The 23,818-nt window shown below is 64.8% G+C and carries 15 protein-coding genes; 7 read left to right on the forward strand and 8 right to left on the reverse strand.

The features are described 5' to 3' along the window. Window position 1 precedes the first annotated feature (1 nt). Genes queE through dbpB (BLV39_RS34075) form a run of 7 tightly spaced genes read left to right on the forward strand, consistent with a single transcriptional unit; the run spans window position 2 to window position 6,271 of the window. A complete protein-coding gene (queE, locus tag BLV39_RS34045; protein WP_239083543.1) occupies window positions 2-640 on the forward strand; it encodes a 7-carboxy-7-deazaguanine synthase in 639 nt (212 codons plus the stop codon). Next, on the forward strand, window positions 640-996 hold the full coding sequence (gene queD, locus BLV39_RS34050) for a 6-carboxytetrahydropterin synthase QueD (protein WP_090801367.1): 357 nt from the start codon (window positions 640-642) through the stop codon (window positions 994-996). The genes queE and queD overlap by 1 nt, the downstream gene beginning before the upstream one ends. After that, on the forward strand, window positions 996-1,793 hold the full coding sequence (gene folE2 / locus BLV39_RS34055; RefSeq protein WP_090802797.1) for a GTP cyclohydrolase FolE2: 798 nt from the start codon (window positions 996-998) through the stop codon (window positions 1,791-1,793). Before queD ends, folE2 begins: the two co-directional genes overlap by 1 nt. After that, entirely contained in the window at window positions 1,793-2,743 is a 951-nt protein-coding gene (locus tag BLV39_RS34060) for a hypothetical protein (RefSeq protein ID WP_239083542.1), read from the forward strand. The genes folE2 and BLV39_RS34060 overlap by 1 nt, the downstream gene beginning before the upstream one ends. Beyond that, window positions 2,740-3,885, forward strand: a complete 1,146-nt coding sequence (gene dbpB / locus BLV39_RS34065; protein ID WP_090801369.1) for a DGQHR domain-containing protein DpdB — start codon at window positions 2,740-2,742, stop codon at window positions 3,883-3,885. Before BLV39_RS34060 ends, dbpB (BLV39_RS34065) begins: the two co-directional genes overlap by 4 nt. Beyond that, window positions 3,882-5,123, forward strand: coding sequence for a tRNA-guanine transglycosylase DpdA (dpdA, locus tag BLV39_RS34070; protein WP_090801371.1), 1,242 nt, complete (start codon window positions 3,882-3,884; stop codon window positions 5,121-5,123). Before dbpB (BLV39_RS34065) ends, dpdA begins: the two co-directional genes overlap by 4 nt. Continuing rightward, window positions 5,120-6,271 carry a DGQHR domain-containing protein DpdB gene (gene dbpB / locus BLV39_RS34075; RefSeq protein WP_090801373.1) on the forward strand — a complete coding sequence of 384 codons (1,152 nt, stop codon included), beginning with the start codon at window positions 5,120-5,122 and terminating at the stop codon, window positions 6,269-6,271. Before dpdA ends, dbpB (BLV39_RS34075) begins: the two co-directional genes overlap by 4 nt. A gap of 55 nt (window positions 6,272-6,326) precedes the next feature. On the opposite strand, the gene dpdD is transcribed toward dbpB (BLV39_RS34075), so the two are convergent. Genes dpdD through dpdE form a run of 8 tightly spaced genes read right to left on the reverse strand, consistent with a single transcriptional unit; the run spans window position 6,327 to window position 23,683 of the window. After that, window positions 6,327-8,276 carry a protein DpdD gene (gene dpdD / locus BLV39_RS34080; RefSeq protein ID WP_090801375.1) on the reverse strand — a complete coding sequence of 650 codons (1,950 nt, stop codon included), beginning with the start codon at window positions 8,274-8,276 and terminating at the stop codon, window positions 6,327-6,329. Further along, a complete protein-coding gene (gene dpdK / locus BLV39_RS34085; protein ID WP_239083541.1) occupies window positions 8,273-8,803 on the reverse strand; it encodes a phospholipase D-like domain-containing protein DpdK in 531 nt (176 codons plus the stop codon). The genes dpdD and dpdK overlap by 4 nt, the downstream gene beginning before the upstream one ends. Further along, complete coding sequence (dpdJ, locus tag BLV39_RS34090) at window positions 8,800-13,209, reverse strand: protein DpdJ (protein WP_239083540.1); 4,410 nt, start codon at window positions 13,207-13,209, stop codon at window positions 8,800-8,802. The genes dpdK and dpdJ overlap by 4 nt, the downstream gene beginning before the upstream one ends. Beyond that, window positions 13,206-13,877, reverse strand: coding sequence for a hypothetical protein (locus BLV39_RS34095; protein ID WP_090801377.1), 672 nt, complete (start codon window positions 13,875-13,877; stop codon window positions 13,206-13,208). Before BLV39_RS34095 ends, dpdJ begins: the two co-directional genes overlap by 4 nt. Then, complete coding sequence (dpdH, locus tag BLV39_RS34100) at window positions 13,870-16,926, reverse strand: protein DpdH (RefSeq protein ID WP_090801379.1); 3,057 nt, start codon at window positions 16,924-16,926, stop codon at window positions 13,870-13,872. The genes BLV39_RS34095 and dpdH overlap by 8 nt, the downstream gene beginning before the upstream one ends. Continuing rightward, entirely contained in the window at window positions 16,919-17,839 is a 921-nt protein-coding gene (gene dpdG / locus BLV39_RS34105; RefSeq protein ID WP_090801382.1) for a protein DpdG, read from the reverse strand. Before dpdG ends, dpdH begins: the two co-directional genes overlap by 8 nt. Next, on the reverse strand, window positions 17,833-20,382 hold the full coding sequence (dpdF, locus tag BLV39_RS34110; protein ID WP_090801384.1) for a protein DpdF: 2,550 nt from the start codon (window positions 20,380-20,382) through the stop codon (window positions 17,833-17,835). Before dpdF ends, dpdG begins: the two co-directional genes overlap by 7 nt. After that, window positions 20,372-23,683, reverse strand: a complete 3,312-nt coding sequence (gene dpdE, locus BLV39_RS34115) for a protein DpdE (protein ID WP_090801386.1) — start codon at window positions 23,681-23,683, stop codon at window positions 20,372-20,374. Before dpdE ends, dpdF begins: the two co-directional genes overlap by 11 nt. Window positions 23,684-23,818 lie beyond the last annotated feature (135 nt).

The raw sequence follows: 23,818 nt of genomic DNA on the forward strand, positions 1-23,818 counted from the left end.
GGTGTACCGGGTCAAGGAGATCTTCTACACGCTGCAAGGCGAGGGCACGCATGCCGGCCGGCCGGCCGTGTTCTGTCGGTTCACTAGCTGCAATCTGTGGACCGGCAGGGAGCAGGACCGGCATCGTGCCCTATGCCAGTTTTGCGACACGGACTTCGTCGGCACAGACGGCCCCGGAGGTGGGCGATTCCGTTCCGCGGCGGATCTGGCCGCTGCGGTCGCCCGCACTTGGGAGGGCGAACCGCATCCACGTAGCAGGCCCTATGTCGTCTGCACCGGAGGCGAACCGCTACTGCAACTCGACGACGAGGCCGTACACGCCCTGCACAATCTGGGCTTTGAGGTGGCCGTGGAGACCAACGGCACTCGCCCGGCGCCGGCCGGTCTCGACTGGATCTGCGTCAGCCCCAAAGCTGGCGCACCGGTCGTGTTGACCGCAGGACACGACCTGAAGTTGGTCTTTCCGCAGGCGGGCGCCGAGCCCGAATTGTTCGAGGACCTGGAGTTCGAGCACTTCATGCTTCAGCCGATGGACGGACCGGACCGGGTGGCGAACACCGAGGCCGCGGTTCGCTACTGCATGAAGCATCCGCAATGGCGTTTGAGCTTGCAGACGCACAAGTACATAGGAATCGCCTGATGGAAATATTCCGGGAGTTCACCTTCGAAGCCGCACACCGGCTTCCCAACGTGCCGGAAGGACACAAGTGCGCCCGGTTGCACGGCCATTCCTATCGAGTTCAGGTACACGTCTCGGGTGAGGTCGACGCGCAAACCGGGTGGGTGATGGACTTCGGCGACCTCAAGAAGGCGTTCCAGCCTTTGCACGCTCAACTCGACCACTACTACCTCAACGAGGTAGCGGGCCTGGAGAATCCGACCAGCGAGGTGCTTGCCCGCTGGATCTGGGATCGGCTCATAGGCCAGTTGCCGGTGTCCGCCGTGATGGTGCGCGAGACGTGCACATCCGGCTGCGTCTATCGAGGGGAGCAGTGATGTTGCCGGACGTGCAGGGACTCTCGGACGAGCGAGGCGTCACCCTGGACGACGTCGGAATCGAAGGTCTTCGGTATCCGCTGCTGATTGCGGACGGTCAAGGCGTCAAGCGCGAGACTGTCGCCACTGTCGACATGTCCGTCGGCATAGAGGCAGACGTCAAGGGCGCACATCTGAGCCGTTTCGTGGAAGTGCTGCATGCATGGCGGGACCAACTCGATGCGACGAGTGCGATCAGCCTTGCCGAGGACGTGCGTACCCGGCTTGGCACTCGCGACGCCCGGGTGCGACTGTCGTTCGCCTACTTCCTCGAGCGTCGGGCGCCGGTTACCGGGGCCTGCTCGTTTTCCGAGTACCAATGCACTTTGACGGTTGCGACGAGTGGGGGCGCTGCCTCGCTCCTGTTGCAGGTCCGTGTTCCGGTGACGAGCGTGTGTCCCTGCAGCAAGGCGATCAGCGACCGTGGTGCACACAACCAGCGTGGCTACGTCACCATCGAGGTCGAACCAGCGACCGGTGCGCAGCTCTGGTTCGACGACCTCATCGATGTCGCGGAAGCATCGGCATCATCACCGGTGTATGCCTTGCTCAAGCGGCCCGACGAGCGGCACGTCACGATGGCGGGCTATGACAACCCTGTCTTCGTCGAGGACATGGCACGCCATGTCGCCGTTGTGCTTCGCGGCGACGTGCGTATCGCTCGATTCCGGGCCCGGGTCGTCAATGACGAGAGCATCCACAATCACGCCGCATTCGCGCGGCTGGACTGGACGGCCACCGACGACGGGAACGCGTGATGTCTAACGCTGCTTCCGTCATCTCGCCGATCCACGTCATCGTCACCTGTGCCAATCGCAAGACCGCAGCGGTGCCAGACGAGCTCCGGCTCGGCGGCTTGAAGGTTCATTCGGCGCAGCAACGGTTCCCGGTCTGGGCGGAACGGCTCGCGACTACGGATTGCCCCAGGGTCCCGGCGATCGATCTCTATGCCGGGGAGCACTGGCACGGTGCCCGTGCCCTCCGGCAGACTCTTTCGAGCGCCGCGAACCTTTGGGTCTGCTCCGCCGGTTACGGGCTTGTCGCCGCAGACGCGCCGCTTGCTCCGTACGCGGCGACCTTCGCCCCTGGGGCGGACGACTCCGCTGGTTCGTCGCCAACGGAGATGCGTGAGTGGTGGCGGCAGCTCACCCGATGGAATTGGTCCGCGGAGGCTGGCCCCCGATCGTTCGCCGATCTTGCGCGGCAGAACCCACAGGGCGTCATCATCGCGGTGCTGTCTGAGTCCTACATGCGGGCCTGCTCCGACGATCTCCGCGAGGCTGTCGCCTGCTTGAACGACCGCGAACAATTCGCGATCTTCGGTCCGCCCAATCGCTGCACGGAACTCGATGAGTTCGTTGTGCCGGTAACGGGTGCGCTGCGTCCGGTGGTCGGCGGCAGCATGCAGGCGCTCAACGTCCGCGCTGCTAACCATCTTCTCCGCGCCGCAGGCGACAGGTTCTCGTACAGCGCCCTCTGCAAACTCGCTCAGGAGGCTACCGAAGCGGCTGCTCCGGATCCGGGCCGGCGGCCGGCTGGACAGAAACTGGGCGACGACGAAGTGCGTGAGTACATCCGCCGGGCTCTCGCTGAAGGACGTAGTTCCGCTACGGGTCTTCTGCGGAGGTTGCGCGCGTCAGGTCAATCCTGCGAACAAGCCCGCTTCCACGCCCTGTTCGCAGCGATCGCCGGGGAGGTGCAGGGATGACGTCGACAGCCGTCTCCGCGAGGCATCTGGTCCGGAGGGCCCTGCGCATCGACCAGACGGGCACCCAACCGCTGTTCGTTTTCGCGCTGCGCGCCGACGAGGTGTTGCGGATCGCCGACATTTCCCGAGTCAGCAGGGACGAGGCCGGCAACCTCATCGGCTACCAACGACCTGAGGTGCGTCGGCACGTGGAGGAGATCGTCGAGTACCTGAACACCGCAGGATCACTGTTTCCCAACCCGATTATTCTCGCTCTGTCGTCGCGGACGCGGTTCGAGTCCAGCCGTGGGCCGGGGGCTGGCGATGGTCTGGCTACGTCCGGCAAACTGACGATTCCACTGCCGGCGGACGGAAAACCCAAGCCGGCCTGGATTGTGGACGGCCAGCAGCGAGCGCTCGCCCTTGCACGGACTCACCGCAGCGACTTCCCAGTTCCGGTAACCGCGTTCGTTGCCGACAGCGTCGGCCTGCAACGTGATCAGTTTCTACGCGTCAACAACACCAGGCCGCTTCCGCGCGGGCTTGTCACCGAACTGCTTCCCGAGGTGGACAGTCCTCTCCCGCCGCGACTGGCGATCCGCAAGGCTCCAGCGGCCCTGTGCGACGTGCTCAACACGGACCCCGCCTCTCCAATGCACGGGCTCATCAAGAGGGCTTCGACCACGCGCGAGCAAGCGCCAAACGCAGTCATTACTGACACGGTCATCGTCAACATGATCAATGAAAGCCTCACGTCACCGTCCGGATGCCTGTTCCCTTATCGGGATGTCAGCCGGAACGAAACCGACTTCGACGGCATCCTGCAGGCGCTGTTCACCTACTGGGCGGCGGTGCGCGATACTTTCCCGGACGCGTGGGGGAAGCCGGCTAACAAAAGCAGACTGATGCACGGCGCAGGCGTTCGCGCGATGGGCCGGCTCATGGACCGAATCCTTGGTGTTGTTGATCCACGTAGCCCCAACGCGCCGGAGACAATCCGGCAGCACTTGGCCCTTATCGCACCGTATTGCCACTGGACCGCAGGCACGTGGGACGACCTCGGCCTGCGCTGGAACGAGATCGAGAACGTGCACCGACATATACAAGAGTTGTCCAGTTACCTAATCCGTGTTCAGCGCAACACCCGGGTGGAGTTGGCGTGAGATTCTTCTTCCCGGACAGCCAGGACCAGGTCGATCCGACCTTCGACTTCGAGACCGAGGAGCACGATCCGTTTCGCGTGCGACAGCGGGACGATCTCTATGCCCACGAGGTGTTGACAGGGGCCCCGTTCGACGGCTTGCTCGTCTCAAAGGCCATCGTCGACGGCCAGGCCGGCAGCAGCGCCGGCAAGTACACCGTGGCTCAGCGGCACCGGCTCTACCGCGAAGGCGCTCGTCGGTTCTTCCGCCTGGACCACGGGCATACACCTCTCAAGATCATGGGGGACTGTGGAGCATTCTCTTACGTCGCGGAGGCGAAGCCGCCGTACACGGTTGACGAGGTTATCGACTTCTACGACGGATGCGGATTCGACTACGGCATTTCCGTCGACCACGTCATCTTCCAGTACGACCCGACAGCGAGCCTGGCGGAAGCCGAAGGGAGAGGGTGGGCGGAGCGTCAGCGGATCACGCTCGAGCTCGCGGAAGCGTTCCTGGACCGATGTGCGACGAGACGGGTGAACTTCAGCCCTTACGGTGTGGCGCAAGGATGGAGCCCGCAGTCCTATGCCGAGGCGGTGAATAGGCTGCAAGACCTGGGCTATCGGCACATCGCCCTCGGTGGGATGGTGCCGCTCAAGTCGCGCGACATCCTGGCGTGCCTCGCCGCCATCAAGCAGGAGCTTCGAAGCGATATGGAGATGCACTTGCTGGGTATCAGCCGGTGCGATGACGTTCCGAGCTTCGCCGCGGGCGGAGTCACCAGCTTCGACAGCACGTCGCCGTTCAGGCAGGCGTTCAAGGACGATCGCGACAATTACTACACGCAGTCGCGCACCTATGTCGCCCTGCGGGTGCCGCAGGTGGATGGCAATCTGAAGTTGAGGGCCCGGATCCGTTCCGGCGAGATCAGCCAGGGCATGGCGATCGCGTTGGAGCGGGAGGCGCTTGATCAACTCCGTCGGTACGACAAGGACGAAACTGACGTCGACTCCGTCGTGCAGGCACTCGCGTCCTACAGCGCCGTCTGGGACGGCAAGTCCGACCGCAGCAGTCAATATCGTGAGACACTCACCGACCGTCCGTGGCGAAACTGTTCTTGTGACCTCTGCCAGCGGCACGGTATTGAGATCGCGATCTTCAGAGGATCCGAACGCAACAAGCGCCGTGGATTCCACAACCTGTACGTCTTCGAACAGCAACTTCGTGCCCGCCAAGCAAGGAAGGACCCCGCGTGACCGAGACCTCCGAGCGTGATAGTGGTACGGCGACTGAACTCCGGCTGCCCACGCTGAAGATCGATCAGGGGCGCGGGCGCAGCCTGTTCAGCTTCGCCGTCGACGGCAAGCTGGTGCCGCAGATCGCAACGGTTTCCCGCATCCGCCGCGACCAGAACACCGAACTACACGGCTATCAGCGCCCCGAAGCGCTCAGCCACGTGGCGGCAATCCGTCGGTACATCGAGACTGACGAGAGTCCCATGCTTCCCAACGCCATCGTTATCGCGTTCGACGAGCGAGTTCGATTCGAGCCGGCTTCAGGCAGCACCATCGACGAACCGGGCTACGTACAGGCCGGCACCTTGGTCATTCCGTTGATCGACGGGCCGGACCACGAACGGCCTGGATTCATCGTGGATGGTCAGCAACGTTGCGCCGCCATCCGAGACGCCCGCGTCGACCGATTCCCGATCAGCGTGAACGCCTTCGTCACCAGCGAGACCGCTGACCAGCGTTCGCAATTCATCCTGGTCAACTCCACCAAAGCACTGCCGAAGGGCCTGATTCACGAGTTGCTACCTCGTGCGTCCGGCGCTCTGCCGACACCGCTGCGTGTTCGCCAACTGCCGGCCACGCTGCTGGAGCGACTCAACTTCGACGCCGTGCGTTCCCCGCTGCATCACATGATTCAGACCCCGACCAACCCAGGCGGATACATCAAGGACAACTCGATGCTTCGGATGCTGGAAAACAGCCTTTCCGACGGCGCCCTTTACCGTTATCGCAACGACGACGGGCTGCCCAGCACCGGGGAAATGCTGACGTTGCTGTACAACTTCTGGGCCGCCGTCAGGGATACCTTCCCGGACGCGTGGGGCAAGCCGTCTCGCAAATCCCGGCTCATGCACGGTGCGGGCATCGTCAGCATGGGATACCTGATGGACGCGATCAGCCACGTCCGTGACAACGGAGGCGAGATCGTCAGCACCGAGGAGTTCGCCGTCGACCTCAAGGCCGTGGCCGAGGATTGCCACTGGACCGAGGGCGAATGGAGGTTCAGCGACGGTGTCGTCCGCAAGTGGAACGACATCCAGAACACTCCGAAGGACATCCAGCGAGTGGCGGACATGCTGCAGAACCGCTATCGGGCCAGCCAACTCCGCTGACCGAGAAACCAGGGTCCGGGCGCACGCGCGACGCGTACGCCCGGACTCTGCCGGCTCACAGGGCGGAGGCTACCGCTCGCAGAAGTGACGCCGAGCCCGATCCGTCCGCTTCTCTGATGATCGTGTCCTTGCGCGCCTGGGCGCGGATGAACCCTGTGGCGGCATGGGTTGCGCAGCGGGTGGCCATGATGATTACGTCCGCCCGGCGGACCCACTGTTTGAGCCGTGGGCTACCCACATGGTCGTTGCTGTATTGGATGACCAGTGCGGGCGCCGCCTCCTTCAGCGCATCGCCTGCCCTACGCAGCACGCCGTCGTCCAGCGAGTAGAGCAGGACCTGACGGGCGGTGTTCGGCATCGTTCCCGGTGCGCCGGACTCCCGTTTGACGTCCCACGGCAGCTCCAACCCGAGCTCGCCGTCAATGATGCGGGCGAGGGCGAGTTGGTCGGCTTCAAGCCGAGTCCGTTGGCTTGCCATCGGAGCCAGCAGACGCTCTGCGATTCGCCGACGGGCCTCCTGATCCGGACTTGGTGCCCGGGCGATCGCGTCGCAGATGTCCAACACGATCGAGGCGTTGTTGACGCTGACCCAGCTGGCCGACTCGTCGCCGAGGTCGGCCAGCAACTGCCGGTACTCACCGGCGGCCAGCCCATCTCGCAACGAGATCTCCAGCAGGGCGACGATGCCGGCCATGTCGCTGAACCGGAATCGGCTGTATGTGAGGGCATTGGTGAGGAAAGCACGAGCAGTCAGGCTGGCCGGCTGACCGAAACCGTCAGCTTCGACGAACGCCCCAGCTAGCTCCCAGGCGCGCTCGGCGCTGTCGTCGTCAAGTCTGTTCAGCAACTCCGCTAGAGCGTTGTCGGAGGCTACCGCCGGTTCCCAGGAGCGCCAGGCTTCCTCGGCCATCGCCGGCCGGACGTCCCTGCCCGCGGCGATCTCCTCCACGAGTTCCGTCCAGCTACCAGGCGCCGTAGGCGTCTCTGCCTTCCGCTCTTCCGCCGTCAGTTCTTTCGGCTCGGCGGTGTGCGGCCGGAATGTCGGATGAAGCGATTCGAGGTACTCGACGACGCCGAGCTTCGCACCGACCAGCCGCTGCCAAGCCGACTCGTCGGCTTGGAGCCGTTGCCATAGAACGACGTTGCCGCTGCCAGCGGAGGTGAGCGCCAAGACGGTCAAGGCCTCGACCCCAAAATCGGTCAGCGGTCCGTCGGCCAGTCCGGGGGCCACTGACGCATCGCGTTCCAGCACCTCGAGGGCGCGGTCCAGGTTGCCCTCGGCAAGGGGGGCGGCCACCAGCGTTGAGTGCAGCGCGTCCAGGATCGCTTCGCGGACCGGCAGCGGTGGCCGCGTCGCCACCACGTCGCGCAGCAGGGGAAGACGCAACAATTCGCTGTGTCGTCCCATCCGGGCCAGTCGTTTGACTGTCAGGTAGGCGATGTTCATCCCGCCGAGGCCGGCGCCTTCGAGACGGTTCAAGAGTTCAGCGCTGCTGCGGTGATCACCCGCCGCCATCGCGAGTTCGAACTCGGCCAGCAACCGGCCGACCGGCAGAGTTTCGGTCCAGTGCGTGACCGGCCGATGGGTAATGACCCGGTGCATTCGCTTGAGCGCGCGCCAGAGTTCCCGAGAGGTCGCCTGGGAGTGTTCCAGCACGAACACTCGCCGATGTCCCACGAACGCGGCCACGGCATCGTCGATCGGATCGCCACCACGCAGGGGCTCCGGACGGTCGGCGAGCGCAGCGTGGCTGGGAACCACGAAGGCGTTCAACCATTCGCGTACGGCGTTTGCGTGCCGGACGTCCCGCGGGATCACGTAGATATGTTTGGTCGCCTTTCCGGGCTCGTTGCGCGGAAGGATGTACGGAATGCTAGATCCTTTGACGGCGAAGTCCGCCATGAAGCCGGCGAGGAACTCAGCCGCCCCCGCACCGGGATCGCGCCCGGGCCAACTGTCATTTCCCGGCCCGAAGAAGACGTCTAGGAAGGTCTCCTGGTTCACGGTGCCGCCCCGGTCCCGGCACCGAACCGTCGTTCGAAGTCGAGCCTCGCGTGGGCGGCCGTCGCCGGGTCGATGCGATAGCTGACGGCTTCGTCGTTGACCGCCATCCCCCGGTAGGTGAAGTTCATCGAGCCGGTGATCAGCCAATCCTCCCCGCACAGCGTCTTCTCGTGTACGTCTTCGGCCTTGATCACGCTGACCGAGCCGGTGATCGCCTGCCGGTCCAGGCGGGCGAGGAAGACGCTATTGAACTTATCCGGACGGGTGACAACCGATAGGCGGCCGCCGGCGTGAGTGATGCCGGCGAGCACCTCGGCAAGCGTGTAGACGCGGTTGGACGGATCGGGGAAGACGGCGTCGTACGCCGCGCTCCGATTGTCGATCGCGTCGACGTCGCCGATCCACGGCGAGACCAGCCACAGGTGCGAACTGGGCGTCATGAGTTCGGCCAGCAGCGCCGTGGCCAGGATCCCGTCGATGCGTACCCCCGTACGCGCACTTGTTCGTACCACCCGTTCGTCGGTCACTGAACGAACTCCCGAATCTCTACGACGCAGCGGATCTTCCCGGCCTCGCGGGCGACGGAGCGGACCTGGCCGTACACCCGCAGTGCTCCGTGATCCACCGCAATGGTCGGCACCAGGCGCATGGCGGAGGTCAGGTCAGTCATGGTTTCAACCGGCGCGATCAGTTGCACCGCACCCGACCGGTTGATCTCCGTCGCGTACCTTTCCCGCCATCCAGGGTCAGTGATGTCTATCTGCGTCATCCGCTCGTCGTGTGCCGCCTGCACCAGAAGACGGTCCAGCAACGGGCTCGGCGCGAACGGCTGATAGTGGACAAGTTGCTGGGAGCGGGCGTCGGCGCCGCGCGGCCACAGCATGCTGTACACCTGGTCCGCAGCGAACCGGTGGATGTCCAGGCCGGGCACGGCGATGTGGCCTGTGCTCGCCAGATAGGAGAAGACCGCGGCGTCAACCTCGAAGCCGAGCCGGGTCTGGGTCTCGTCCCAGACCCTCATCAACTCAAGAACGAGCCGATCAGTATTTCGGTCCGTACCCTTCCGGAGGAGGCGCCCGGACAGTGCCGACACGGCCTGTTGTCTGGGGTGTCCGTCGATCGCAGCCCAGGCCCGCTTCAGTTCACGCAGGGCATCCTCCGCCGCTCCGGCGGACGGCGGGTCACGCAGCACCTCGATCTGCCGTGCCGCGGCCGACTGAGGATCGTCGACGACGCGCCGCAACAACTGCGTAAGCGTGTCATGCAGGTATTCGTAATCACTAGGAGCCAGGGCGTTGTCGACAAGCGACCAGAACCGGCGCGGATCCTGCTGGTAGTAGGGCACCAACTGGCTGACGAGGCCCAGTCCGCCTAGCGCCGTCTCGCTCAGCCAGATTGTGGTGACACCGTCTGCTGTCTCTGGCGCGATGACGTCGACGGTGAGGTCACCGTCCTGTGCGTCTGGGCACGCGCGCTGCGCTGCCGCCAGGATCGCCGCGGCCACGGTGTCCCGGTACGCCCGCTGAGCCAGGTCGGCCGTCTGATCTCCGATGTCGTCGCACCAGAGCAGCCGGCTGTGCCGGTCGACGGCCTCCCTGACCACCTTCAAGGTGGCTAGGTGCCGCAGGTCATTCGTCAACCGATCTGGTCCGGTGCTGCCCTCGCTGCGGTAGATGGCATTGAGGACCTGGTCGACCTGATCGGACCAGCGTCCGTCGGACAACGAGCCGTGCGCCAGTTCGGGATCGTTTGGGCCACCCCCACACCGCTTCAGCGCGTACGCGGTGGTGTACACCAGGGCCAGCCATCCGCGGGCGAACACATTGACGTGGTCGTCCAGTTCGGGGTCGGACAGGAGTGCGGCCTTGAACGCCAGGAACCGCCATTGAGGCGAGCGTACGTAGGCGGCGACGCGTTCGTCGGATGGATCCACCGCGGCGATCGTGAATTTGATCGCGTCGACGTCAAGCCGGAACCCGAGTGCCGCGGGCTCGCCGTGGTGGCGGTACTCCACCTTGCTGGTGGTTCGCTCCGTACCGATCTGAGTCGTGCAACTTGCGCCCGTGGTCATCCGGCGCACCTCCACGGGATTGCCGGCCGCGCTGGTCGCGAATCCGACCGAGCGAACGCGCTCTTCCCACAGCGACGCCTTAGGGATCGCACCGCCGTAGAGATGGTCGGGAACGAAATGGGACTCCCACACCGGAATGCCCTGCGACTGGTCTTTGACGTCACGCGGCGGCTCGGCCAGTTTGATGACGTGCGGGCGAAGCACGTGGATGGACCGCTGGCCGGGCGGCTGCCAGCGCCCCTCGTCGTCGTACTGTTCGACGAACGAGGTGATCTCCAGACCGCCGCCGTCCCGGGGGCCGGGCAACGGTAGCCAGGTGCGGTCGTAGCTACTCCGGTGGCCGTACCGGCGGCTGACCCGACCAGGCACAGCCTCACGCAGGGCGCTCTCAATCGGCATCGACTCGTCGTCCGCCGTGCGGAACGGCAACCGGAAGGTCACCTCCGGAAGGTTCAGCGGATCGAACAGGGTACGAGTTACGAACTCGGGCAGCAGCGACCCCGGTCGGGCACCCGGTTCGGACGCCCGCCAGTTCGATTCCAGGCGTCGCAGGATTGTCGGTACGACGCCGAGCAGAAGCGAACGCGGCGGTTCCCACATGAGCGCCGTCACCTCGTCGGCGGGGATGTCCAAGGCCCGCCGCAGCCATACGGCCAGGTCCTCCTGAAGTTCCTGGTTATCCAGCAGGTCCCGCAACCGGTTAAGCACGGCTTCAGTACCTTGCACCTGGGTGGCATTTGCCGCCGGTGCCCTGACTACCTTGCGACTGTCGCATGAGGCACGCCGCCCCAGCCAGTCCAGCAAAGCCTGCGTCGCCTGGATCTTCAGCACGAACCGGTTGTTGACCGGTAATCTGCGCGCGGGGAGTTCTGGCGCGAACAATTGATCGTAGGCCTGGTAGGTGAGCCGGTCCCGGCCGAAGTCCGAGAGCGTCACCACGGTCCAGGGTCGCGTCAGGCGGCGCCGTCCGGCGCGCCCACGTCGCTGCAGGAACGATGCGGCATCGCGGGGCGCCTTATGCTGCAGCACCAATCCGACCCGTTCGTCGTCGACGCCGACCTCGAGTGACGCCGTCGCCACGACGAGATCGGCGTCTTGGTCAACCCCGGAATCCTGCGACGAGGTCCGGGCTACGCGCAAACCATGACGGACAAGCTGTGGGTCCAAGTCCCGGCCGATGCGATGTACAAGGTCCCACGACTGGCCGTCCACGTACTGCTCGTTGGTGGCACCGTCCTTCGAACGCAGACCGGCCAGCACCTGGGGCGTCTTCCGTTGTCCCGGAGCCTGGCCTTCAGCATCGGAAAGGTCGTTGAACAGACGGTTCGTCACGTCGAGGTCGTCAGTGAATACGAATCCACGTGAGCCGTAGAGAGACTCCGAGCCGCGTACATCGAGGAGACGCGCGTGCAGCATCGCGGCCTGGATGGTGGTCGACAGAGGGCTGACCCGGGAAACCGGGTCGACTCGTAGGGCGATGGCATATTCGCGGCCCTCCTCCTCCATATCATCGGGATGGGGAGTGAGGTAGTCGACGTCGTGCCGGTCGATGCCGGTGAGTTCGCTGAAGAAATCAGCGGCGTCGCGAAGCGTCGCGCTCAGGCCGACCATCATCGGTTGCTTACCGAGCCTGCTGCGCCATCGACGCATCAACAGAGCGACCTGGGCGCCGTGCATGCCACTGTACGTATGCGCCTCGTCGAGCAGGACCAAGCGTGGTCCCCGCGGTCCCGACCACCCGAGCAGGGGACCGTTCCGACGCTCTGTGCTGTGGAGGTTCAGCATCTCGGTGGTGGTGAACAGTAGGTCGGGTGGATTTCGGTGCAAGCCGTCCCGAGTGAGAATCAGGTGCTCGATCACCGGCTGGTCGCAATGCGGGTCGGCACACTGCAGCCGCTCGCGTGGCTGAACCGCAGTCCGGTCGACCTCAGCCCAAACCAGGTCGCCCCGGCAGGTGGGACACTTGAGGTATGGGCAAACGGCATTCGTGCCCTGTCGTCGCCAGGCTCCATCACCGGGACGGATCAGCCGGCGATCGGTCGCGCTGTAGACCGTGTCGCCGTAGAGAACTCCAATGCGGAGAGTCCGGCTGCCGTGCGAGTTCTGTGCCTTGTTGATCACGGCGGTGTTGCCCACCGCTTCGCGGAGTTGGTCACGCAGAAGCTCGTTACGCGGGTACAACGCCAGCGTGTGAACCCCCGTGCCGCCGGCGTGGGCGTGGTCGGTCATCGCCAGCAACGCCGGCAGGTAGAAAGAGAGCGTCTTCCCGCTACCCGTGCCTGCGCCGACGATCACGGCCCGTGCCGCACCGGCCGTGAGGTTCTCGCGGATGGTGACGCTGGCGGCGACCTGGAACCCAGCCAGTTTCCGACCGCCCAGAAGGGCTTCCACGACCGCGCTCTGCCGAGCGTCGAGGCCCGCGTGGCCGGCCGACGAAAGCCTCGCGAGCACGTCCGCGGTGGGAATGTCCCGGGCTGGGTACCGGCGCCGGTTCACGTGCAGCCGGTAGTCGGCAACCAGGCGCGCCGACCTCTCCCACCAACGGCCTACCCGTTGGTCGCCTCTAGGAGGAAAGATTTGGCGCAGCGAGGCGGTCAGGCGGACCGCCTCACCGAGGCGGGTCCGGTAGCTACGTGGTGAGCTTTGCGGCACCTCGAGCACCAGGCCGCGATCAACCAACTCGTCCATCACCTCGTCCGACGACAGATCCGGCGCGCCGCGCTTGTCGAGGTGGTGATCGATGACGGTCATCAGTTCGTCGCGGGAGATGACTCCGCTGGTGATCCCCCAGGTCAGCAGCGGCAGCTCGAGGTTCTCCAGGTCATCGAGAATCTCGGAGGTGAAACGTAGGCGGTCGTTCACGACACCCTCCGCCGGACTTCGATCGTCGAGCCAAGCTTGTGCTGGTGAATCAGCGTGAGGTCGTCGGCCGTCAACTTGTCGAACGTTGTCCCAGCGTTGAGCCGACCGAAGAGTTCGACAAGTTGCGGGTCCGGATCCGGCGCCTCGTCGAGCCGCTCGCGAAGGCTGTCGTGGATCAACCGGAACTGAGTGATGGCTGCGGCGCGCGGTTCGCCGTTGCGGAACTTCTCGAGGTCGCGGAGGGAGAGATTCGCGTCGTGGGCAGCCTTGCCCTCGAGCATGACGCGCCGACCTACCTGTAGCTCCCCCAGGCGCGCGTCGCACCAGTCGACCCAGGCCTGCTTCAGGGTGGCGCCGATCTTGGTGCTTACCTCAGACACGGTGTTGATCGCGCCATCTAGAGCCTTGTTGGAAGGCACGCCCTTGCCCGAGCGGCCGCGGAACGTAGCGAGCCCGGCATCGGCATCCGTCAGGTCGATCGCCGCGCCCTTGGCGTTGAGTTGCCGTGCGGCGTCGAGCACGACCCGGAGTTGATCTAGGTTCTTCCGGAGTGTATCGATCTTTGTGTGCACCGCGAACTCGTTTACTTGGTCCGACTGGCTGACCGCGATCCGGCGGGCCTCGGCGGCGAGCAGCAGCGCCTTCTCGCTTACCGACTGGTTACTCACCTGACTTCTCCAGCTCCGTCATGTCGCCCACGATCTGCTGCCACTCGGTGTGCACCTTGCGCACCTGTTCGGCCAGGTCCTCGCCCCGCCCGCCGGCGTGCTTCGCCGCCGCCTCCAGGCCGAACTGCAACCATGCGTCGCACTCCTTGAGGAAGGCCATCAGCGATCCCAGATCTGCACCCCGGTCTCGGACAGCCGTGGTGATCTGGATCCGTTTCCACTCGTTGTCCTCGGCATTTTCCAGTCGTTCGAGGTCCCGTCGCACCTGCTCGATGACCTGGGAGTTTCGACCGCGTACGGCCTTGAGCTTCGCAGGGAAGCCCGCCACAAGGTCCTCACCACCGGGCAGCAGACCCGTGGCCTTGGCCTCCTTGAACGCCTGGTTGACCGCGTCCAGGGTCTCACTCACGTTCACGCCGGCGGGGATCCACCCGGATAGTTGTTCGCTGATGACGCGCAGAGCACTGTTCTGTTGTTCCACGAGTTCGTCGAACTTTGTGAGTGGCGCGTTCGCGTCCCGATACCACTTGACTGCTTCCGACTTCGCGATGGACCAATCTGCGGCCGCCTGCCGGATGAGTGGCATGATGCGGGCGGCATCGAGGATTCGGGCGTTGAGGCCGCTCGTGCCCTGGCGCGCGCCCAGTAGTTGGCGCAGGTCCGCCACCATCGCGGGCCGGGCGGACCGGTGCTTGGTAAGGGCGGTGTTCCAGCGGTCCGACCGTATCGCGGCGTCGCCGAGTTCCCAGGTGATGCCCTCGTCGAAAGCCGCGGCGACGAGCTCGGTGTCCTTCATGCCCGGCCATGCGCGGCCGGCCAGGGCGGCGCCCATCAGAGACACTCGAAGCGCGGCGACCAGCCGGTCGTCCTCCGCGCTGCGAACGCGTAGCACGGCTGCGATGACGTCAGGCTGGTGCAGTTCGGCGAGGCGGGCGAGCCGCGGCAGAGCCGATTCGTTTCCGGGGGCGTCGGCCTTTGCTTGGAGGGTCAGCAGATGTTCGAAGAAGACCGCATTGTGCTGGTTCCGAACGAAACGAATCGGAGCGCCCGCGCTTTGCGCCTCTCCTGCGGCGTTCTCGATCGAAACCACCGATGAAGCGTTTGGCCATGCGGTCTTTTTGATGTCCGCTCCTGGTTCGGCCATCAGCGGCGTGCTCCAGTCGCAACGGCTCATTACCGCCGTACCGACGATTTGACGGATCCTCATAGCCGCGTTCTGTTCCAGCGGCTCGCGCCCGGCCGCCCACTCCAGAACGGATTTCACGTTGGCCTGCAACGATCTCGTCCAGTTTGCCCTGTGATCATTCGGCTTCTTGGGCGGCAGTCGTGGTGGTTCGTCGTCCAACTGCTCGAGAACTCGGCGCCCGGCGACATTGAGTTCAGGGATGGCGAAGGCCTCGTGGATACCGGAAGCCAGGTTAATCACCTCGGCGGGAGCACCGCCCCAAAACTCCAGCATGACCGTCCGGCGGGCAGAGTCGACCGCATCCAGTTTTTCAATCTCGACCGCGACGAAAGGCGAGAGCGGATCCTCGCCGCGCGCCAACGGGAACTGCTCCTGGAAACGACTACCCGGAAAACGTCTGTCGGCCAGGTCCTCTGCGTCCTCGAGCACCGGACGAATCACCCGGCCGATGATCCGGCGAGGGTTGAAAGTGTCTAGTTCGCCCCGGGCGGGGGTGCTCCGAATAGCTCGCCGAAGCGCGTGCCAGTTGAAGGGGAATAAGCCGTGCCCGCTTGGGGAGACACCGAACGCCTCATGACAGCTGTCGCGGAACTTGCAGTCGACGCACGCGTTCGGCACTTCGGCGTTGTAGGCGACGCCGGCGGCTTCCAACCGGTCTACCCCGATGCGCGCGGCGTTCAAGTATCGCCCGACGAAGTCCTCGGTTTGCCTTCGTCCCTCCGTGTCCGCGTCGAAGTCGGTGTCGAGGTCGTAGACGTACGGGGTGGCTGCCTCGATTCGGGTGACGACGGTCTTGGTGAGCGTGAGGTAGTAACCCGACGTGATTGCCATCAGCGTCCGGACCGGTGCATAGATTTGCCGTCCGTCGCGAACACCTGCTTCGATCAGGACCTCAAGCAGGTCCTGCTGCAAACCTTGGATGACCGCGAAGTCCTCGATCAAGAGGACGAGTTCCTTGCCCTGCCGCTGATACTCCTCGCGAATTGTCAGCATGGCGTCCTGGAGCCGGCCGCCGAGCTTGAACACCTGCTGCACCGCGGTGGAGAGATTTTCAGTGATCAGGTCCGCCGCCGCAGTCTGCAACTCCGGCCGACTCATGATCAGAGTGAGTAGTGAACGGACCCGCTGGGCGGCCTCGCTGACGTCGCTAATGTGCGGCAGGTCCTCTGGGGTGAACTGGGTGGGCCGGTCAGACTCGCCGTCGCCTCGGTCATTGAGCAGGCTCGCGGCGAGGCGTGGGATCAGTGATCCGGGGTCGTCCGTTAGATGGTGCCCGACAGTCACGTCGCGGAGCACCTCAGCCAGCTTGCCCTGACTCACCAAAGCCCTGCGGGACGGGTCGGAGCCGGGTTGCGCGCCTGTGATCGCCTCGGCTAGCGCGAACAGCAAGTGTCGCTGCAAGGCCTTCTCGTCCATACCGCTGGCGAGATCGTCGACCTGGTTGCGCAATTGGGTGAGCTTTTCGCTATGGATGTCGCTGCGTTCAAGCAGGATCCGAACGAGCGCCCGTAGACTGGTGCTGGCCTTGGGGATATGGATGATTACCCGGTGGTCGACAGGCATCCGGCTGGTGCGTTCGTGGACCCATCGCACGAGGTGCGATTTCCCGGTGCCGGACTCGCCAATCACCGGCATGAGCAAGGCGCCGTTCCCCGGCGAGCGGTTCAAGAAGTCTTGCAGTACATCCTCCTCAGTCACCACCGCCCCAGCCACGCCCTCGAGCAACTGCGGATCACGCCGCCGGATGCGCAGCGGCGCATGGGTGGCCAAGAAGACAGCGGTGGACGGGCTGACGGCCTCGGTACTCAGCGTCGAGATCGCGGTGGAGACCGTCCAGCAGACCCTCTCATCCAGGTCAGACATCGGTGACGTCTCCAATCTCGACATCGGCGAACAGCCCGATACCGCCAGGTGCTGCAGGATCGAGGAATTGCATTTCATTGCTGGCGTCGGAAGAGGTGGTCAGCTTCAACCACCCGCCCTCGCGGCCCCGCTGTAGCGCGAACGCCAGGCTGTCCGCCACCTTCCGAGGCCCAACGGGGAGGCCTAACGCCACGCTGAACGCGCCGCCGGGAAAAACTGGAAGGGCGTGCAGCAGGCCGGCAACGAACGTGGGAGCGTCGAGTTTGGTGCCCGGTTTCCACATTCCGCGGACGGCTCCCCGGACCGCCCGGGTGCAGTCTGGGACCAATCCCGATGTTCCGTCATCGAATGGCAGCAATAGCGGTTCCGCGAACCCCAGTGCGGGTGCCCAGTACGTAAAGAGGTTCCACCGCTCTTTATTCTGGAGAGGGTTGCCGAACTCGATGTCCAAAGCCTTGTATTGCTCTGCATTGAACGTTTTTGTGCTGACCGGATCCAGTTGGCTTCCTCGGGTGAGGAACCAGCTAAGGGCCCGTATGAGGTCCTTGCCGTTGGTCTGAGACGAGGGGTCGTCGACGACCTCCTTAGGCGTGACGCGAGTAAGCACACGCCCGCGGACGATGTCGTAAAAGCCGGCGATGTCATCTCCGTCGATGTCGTCGGTGAGCGCGATGACCTCGTCGTCCACAGCCACGAGGCCGAGCGCCACGGCTGTGTTCAAAGCCTTCTCGAAGATGCGCTGGCCGTCGTCCAGTCGCTCGGGTTCCTTCGTCGTGGCGAAGAGGGTGGGCGGGCTGAGCATGGCCTTGGCCTCGACCAGCCGCTGCTTGCGGCCCGGCTGAACGGCCAGATGCCGGACGAGCGCCCAGAGTGGCCGCGGCAGCGACGATTCAACGTTGATTAGGGCTACCATGCGGGGTCCTTCGAGAGGATGTCGAGCGGGATTGCCTTGTTCATGTATCTCAGCGGTGTTCCGGGACGGTGCGGATCGGGCAGAGTCGCTGGGTGTACAAGGTAAGTGGGCGCCTCCATGCCAAGCCGCTCTACTACAGCTTCTGGCAGGGACTCGGTGGTCTCGTCGAGAACCCAGACAAGCGCGCTCTCGTACATGCCCAGCAGGCTCGCGTCGCGATCCACGATCACGGGGTAGGGTGCGGCCCGGCGTTGTACCCGGCGCAGCAAGGGTTCTGACAGGCCAGGGCCACCCAGGACGCCACACCGCAGCCGGACGAGCTTTTCGAGCAAGTCGGGGAGCAGGTCGTCGAGATGCTCTCGCCGGCTCCAGTAGATGCTCAGCAGCGGACTGCCGCCACGATACCGGGCCAAGGGATCCGGGCGAGCGGGCCAGCGTGCGCTGGCTGGCCAAGGGAGCATCCCGCGTCGGCGCATTCCAGTCTGTTCGTCAGGTGCCCGGTGTTTCCGACAGTGGGGGCAACTGCGGCACGAGAGCCCAGTGGCCAAGGTGCCACCTTGCCACCTGAGCCGGTAGTACTCGGCGAGAATCTCTGACACGCAACGCTCGCCACGCAACAGGGATTTGAGCTGACGCAGGGCGGTCTGCTGTTGGTCGTGCACCACCTGACGTTGTGCAGTCAGCCGCTCCTTGAAGAAAAATTGGTTGTTGAGTTGGCCTTCGCGCTCACTGACCACGCGGAGCACGGCCTGTTGGTCGACAGGCGATTCGCCGTCCTCGTCTTGGTCGCGTCGCCAGGCCGGAGCTTCCTGGCGGATCAGCCCCGCCTGCTCCATCAGGTTGAGCAGGCGGACATTCCACTGGATGTTCCGGGCTGATTCGGCGCGCAGATAGGCTGGCAACTCCGCAAGATCGATCTCCAGCGTGGAATCCTCGGCCACCCGAGCCTTGGCGCGCATGCTCCGCCAGCGGACCCAGCCCAAGTCGTCACCGATCAGGGTCACTCGGCTGAGCCGCTCGGCCAAGTTCTTGTCCACCGGTGCGGTGGCCATGTACGCGACGCACGCCCGCCCGTCCCGGCCGCCACGACCGACCTCCTGGTAGTAGCGGTCGATCGTCTCAGGCAAGCACGCGTGCACGACCGACCGGACGCTCGCCATATCCACGCCCAGACCGAACGCCGAGGTGCCGACAACGACGTCGAAGCGGGTGGCCGACTCATTCCCGGAGGCGTCCTCGCCGCGCCAGCCGTTGATCACGGTGCGCCGCTCAGCCTCACCGGAGTCCCCGGTCAGTTGAGTTACTCGGCCGAAACCGGCCTCGCGGAGCCGGCGTGCCCAGTCTGTGGCATCTTGGCGCGTGGTGGTGTAGAGGACCAGCGGCCGCGGCAGCGCGTTGATCGCCTCCATGACCGCGCTGTCCCGCGCATCCTGATCGGTGAAGTCGTCGACGAAGTAAATGGGCTCGGCCCGAGTGTGCGAGGCCCAGACCAACTCCACCGGGCTCGGCTTCCCGAAAGTCTCCCTGAGGGTGTGGACCTGCGAGGCGGTGAGGGTGGCGCTCATCGCGATGGTCACCACCTGGCGCCCCTCCGGCGCAACCCTTAGCCACGACCGGCGCTTAGCCGCGATGGCCTGAAACTCAGGCCGGAAGTCGTGGCCCCACTGCTCGACGATGTGTGCCTCGTCAATGATCAGGTGGGTCAAATGACCAGCCCGCGCGGCAGCTTCCAACGCAAAACTCAGGCCGGTGGTCACAGCCTCCGGCGCCGCGATCACCATCCCTTGCTGGCCAGTACGGATGTCCTGCCGGATCGTCTCCTTCACAGCCTTGTCAAGGCTGCCGGTGTATGCGAACGCCCGTGTCGCGGCAGTCTTGTCACCGCGTTGGATAAGGCGACGGCGCAGTCGGCGCTCCATGTCCAAGGCTAGGACCACGGTCGGCACAACCATGACCGCGACACCACCATTTCGGATTGCCGGCAGCACGGTCGCCCACGCGACCTCGGTCTTGCCCTCACCCGTCGGCAGGCAGGCGATCACGGTGCCACCGGCCGGCGCAGTGGCCAAGGTACGAGCGGCCTCTCGCTGTCCGTACGAGGAGTAATTGCCGAAGCCGAGCGCCTCGGTCCAGAAGGGATCAGCTGGCAGATCGCGCTCACGGCCAGCGACTCCAGCGTAAACGCGCGACAAATCGTCCTCGGCGGCTGCATCAGGGCTCGGTGAGGGCGACCAGGGTTCGCCGCCAATGCGTAGGCGTTCCCCGGTCGGAAGGACTGTGCAGCGGGCCGATTTCCACTGCTGCTCAGTCGGTAGGCGAGGACCTGTCGGCACAACCAACGAGTCCTGGACGCCGGTGCGGGCCTGATGCTCGAGCAGAACCTGCCTGGTCAACGCGACGACGTCACGCCAGCGCGCTGCGCCGGTTTCCAGGCTGGCCACGGCGTCACGCAGCCGGCGACAGGTGCCGGCCGTGGGAATGTGCTCGACGTCGGGCCACGCTTGCCAGATCGACTGTGCGGTCGTCCAGTCGTCATGCTGCACGATCGATCCCCCATTGGTTGCCCCCCACGATGCACGTCGCCGCGACTACGCGAATCTTCGGGCGAAGAAGCCCGTTAACTAGGAGGTTTGTCATGTCCACGTTCGTCACATAGCTCTCGGTGTCGGAGAGCAGCCGTCCGGCGGCCTTCCGAGCCAATGCTTGCGCCCGCTGGATGGCCAGTTTGCGACGGCCTTCGGCGTGAGCGGCAGTAGTCTTCGCCTGGAGGTCTTCACTGCTCGCGAGGAGTTCGCGAGCAGTCGCTTCGGCGGTCCGCGCGGCGTCCGCGAAGCGCGCGAGGCCGCCGAAGCTGTTCAGGACCGGCGTGGCGCGATCGGGGTTCAAGTTGATGTCTCGCGCCCCGTACGGCTGGTTCAGCCACCTGAGGAGGTGTTCATCGCTAACTCGGGTGCCTGCGGTGTCTAGCCAGACCCGTTCGATGTAAGGCGGTAGCAGCAGGTCGGCGTGCCGCCGAATCGCGTGCTGGGCTTCCTCGCCGGCATCGGGGTGGTCGAGGGCCGACGTCAAGTCGGCCTCTACCACGACCTCGAATCCAAAGTGCACAGTCTCGTGTGGCTGGCCAGGGCGCCACAGTGCTGAGGCTTGTCCTCGGTCGTCGATCGCGATGACGGCGCTGAGTAGTTCGATTAGCGGATTGCCGATTCGGAAGAGTCGGACGCCACCATCGTGTAGATCGGTGGTGTGCAGGCTGACATTGCGATTGAACGCTCCAGTCATACTGCCGGCCGGGAGGTGGCGGCGTCCGTGCGCCAGAACCAGCGGGGAGATCAACGGTGGAGCGCTGCTGTTGAATCCGAACGTCACCACGGCTTCGCCGGGTGGTTCGACGGTGAGACGGACACCGCCGCTGGTGTGGGAGGTCAGGGCTCGCAAAGCACGCTCCTGGCGCTGCCAGCCCAGCTCCATCCGGGCGATCGCCTTGGCGACCCGCAACCCGTTCGGGTCTTCGTGGATCGATTCGAGGGCATCCATCGCCTCGATCTCGATCCGCTCCTTGCGCAGTTCGGCGACGACCTGGTCCGTCCGCGCGGTTATCGCGGTCGGCCCGTTGAGTACGGCCGCCTCCCAAGCTTGCTCTTGAATCTGGTCCAGTCGGTCTTGCAACGCCGACAGAGAGCCGTCGAACGCGCCTACCGCGTCTACTAGGAAGTCGCGCCAGGCGGAGTTGAAAGACTCGTCGGAGCCACCACCCGACTCGCAGTGTTGGGCAGCGGGTTGTTTGCCGCTCCACGACCAGCCAGCGAACCGGTCAACCCGCCCTAGCCTTTGTTCCAGCCGGTTCGGCGACCAGGGCAACCGAAGGTGGACGACGACGTCGGCCTCTTGCAGGTTGACCCCGTCCTCTCCGCTGTCGTCCACGATCAGCAGCGCCGACCCGGTTCCTAGGCGCCAGGTCGAGAGGTCGGCCGCGACTTGGTCGCCAGCTCGGCTGCCGGTGTGACGCAGGATGGTCCATGGGGTCCGCCGCGTGAGCAACGCAGCGAGGTCGTCCGCCATCCGCCCGGGGCCGCAGAAAACGACCGGTCGCTGGGCTCCCTTCAGCACTCGGCCAAGTTCGTTGAGAGCCAGCGCGGGGCTGGTCGTCATCTGGGTTAGCTCGTCCAACGTCTGTTTTTCCGTTGACAACACAGGAACATCGCGAAGTACCGCTCGCTCGGACACGGAGAGTCCGGCGCTACTCGCCGAGGCCGCAATCCCGTCGATCCGCCACCGAAGCGCATCGATCAGGTCCCCGGAAAGTTCGTCGACTCGGCTGGCGAGGATCGCAAGCACCTGGCCGTAACGGCGGGCAAGCCTCTCGTCGTCGTGGTCCACCAGCCATTGGGCGACTCGCTGCTGCCACTCCAGCAGGGCTTGTTGTGCAAGTAGCGCGCGGCGACTGCCCAGCGCGAGGCTTGCTGGCCGGCTACGACTGGTGACCTCGAAGGGCACCAGGTCTTCGTCCCGTGTCGACAGCACGTCGGTGCGGCGGTGCCGGATCATCCGGCGGTGCATCCGGTACGTCTCGCTGATGTGTGCGCGCAGCAAGTCCAACGCCTCGGCCAACTTTGGCCGCTCCGTTTCGCTGTGCAGGTCGCCGAACTCGGTGAGGAATTTCCGGATGCCGATCGAAAGCTCGTCGAAGGTCTCGTCGCCGGGAATAATCGTGGCGATTTCATCGAGCACCTGCGGCAGCAACATCTCAAATTCTGCGTTCAGGCCGTGAACGGCATTGGCGAGTAGTCTTCGATCCTCGAAATGGACGCGGAACCGATCCAGATCGGACCACTTGTAAAGATGTGGATCGAGCAGATGCAGAAGGCTGAGGTGCAATTCCGGGCGAGCGGCGGCGGGCGTCGCGGAGAGCAGGATGAGCCGGGGTACTGAATGCGCCAAGGCCACCAACTGCGGGTAGGGTGCCTGCCGAGGGTCGCCGGTCCGGGTGAGGTTGTGCACCTCGTCGATCACGAGAAGATCGAAGCCGTGGTACTCGCGCCAGCGGTCGGGAGCCTCGTGTTGCCCGATCCGGATGTCCGCGTTCGGGAAGTCGTCGATGAAGAACTTGGTGCGCAACTCGGCCTTCCACTGCCGGCGCAGAAGATCCGGAGTGAGCACAGCGATCCGGGCCGACGGATGGTCGATGAGGTGCTGCCGGATGACCAGCCCTGCCTCGATGGTCTTGCCCAAACCAACCTCATCGGCCAGCACGTACCGCTGGACAGGATCAGTTAGGACGGTCAGGGCTGTGTCGACTTGGTGGGGATAGATCTCGATGGCTGATGAAACCAGAGCCGAGAAGTTCGCCGAGGCGGCACGTTGCCACATCAGGCTGTACAACATGGGAATCCGGGCGTCCCGAAAGTATGGTGACTCGTTCGCGCCGGCCGCGAGCACCTCCACCGGTGACTGGACCGGCCGGTTCCACCGCACGTAGAGGTTTGTGGCCGAGATCTGTAGGTCGAACTCTCGGTTGGGTAGACGCACCGCGTAGTGGTGCGGACCGCCACCTACGACGCGGCCGGCGCGCCACGCGCCGCTGCCTTCGTGGTCGGGCCAGTACACCCGAGTCTGTATCGGAAGAATGACGACAGAACACTGCTGGGCGGGAAGTTTCCATTCGCGAGCGACGGGTCGAGCGGCGGACTCGAAGGCCTCGACCAGCAGATGATCCCCGTCGTGTGCGCGAACTTTGGCCACGCCTGGAATGGCTGGGTGCTGTACAAATTGCCCCATGGGATGGCTGGTGAGGGGCGATGGCACCTGCGGAGCGTAGCGAGGATCGTAAGCGTTGATGATAGGCATAACGTCTCCTCGCTGGCTATCTAACGTCTTCGTAAGGTCGGCATGTCTTCACAAAAATGCGCCCGAAAGTGCAGGCGTGTCGCGCGGGTTGCTGGCCGCAACCTGTGCATGCCACCGTGATCGCGGTGCTCGACC

The sequence above is a fragment of the Asanoa ishikariensis genome, from assembly GCF_900107455.1.
GTDB classification, from domain to species: domain Bacteria; phylum Actinomycetota; class Actinomycetes; order Mycobacteriales; family Micromonosporaceae; genus Asanoa; species Asanoa ishikariensis.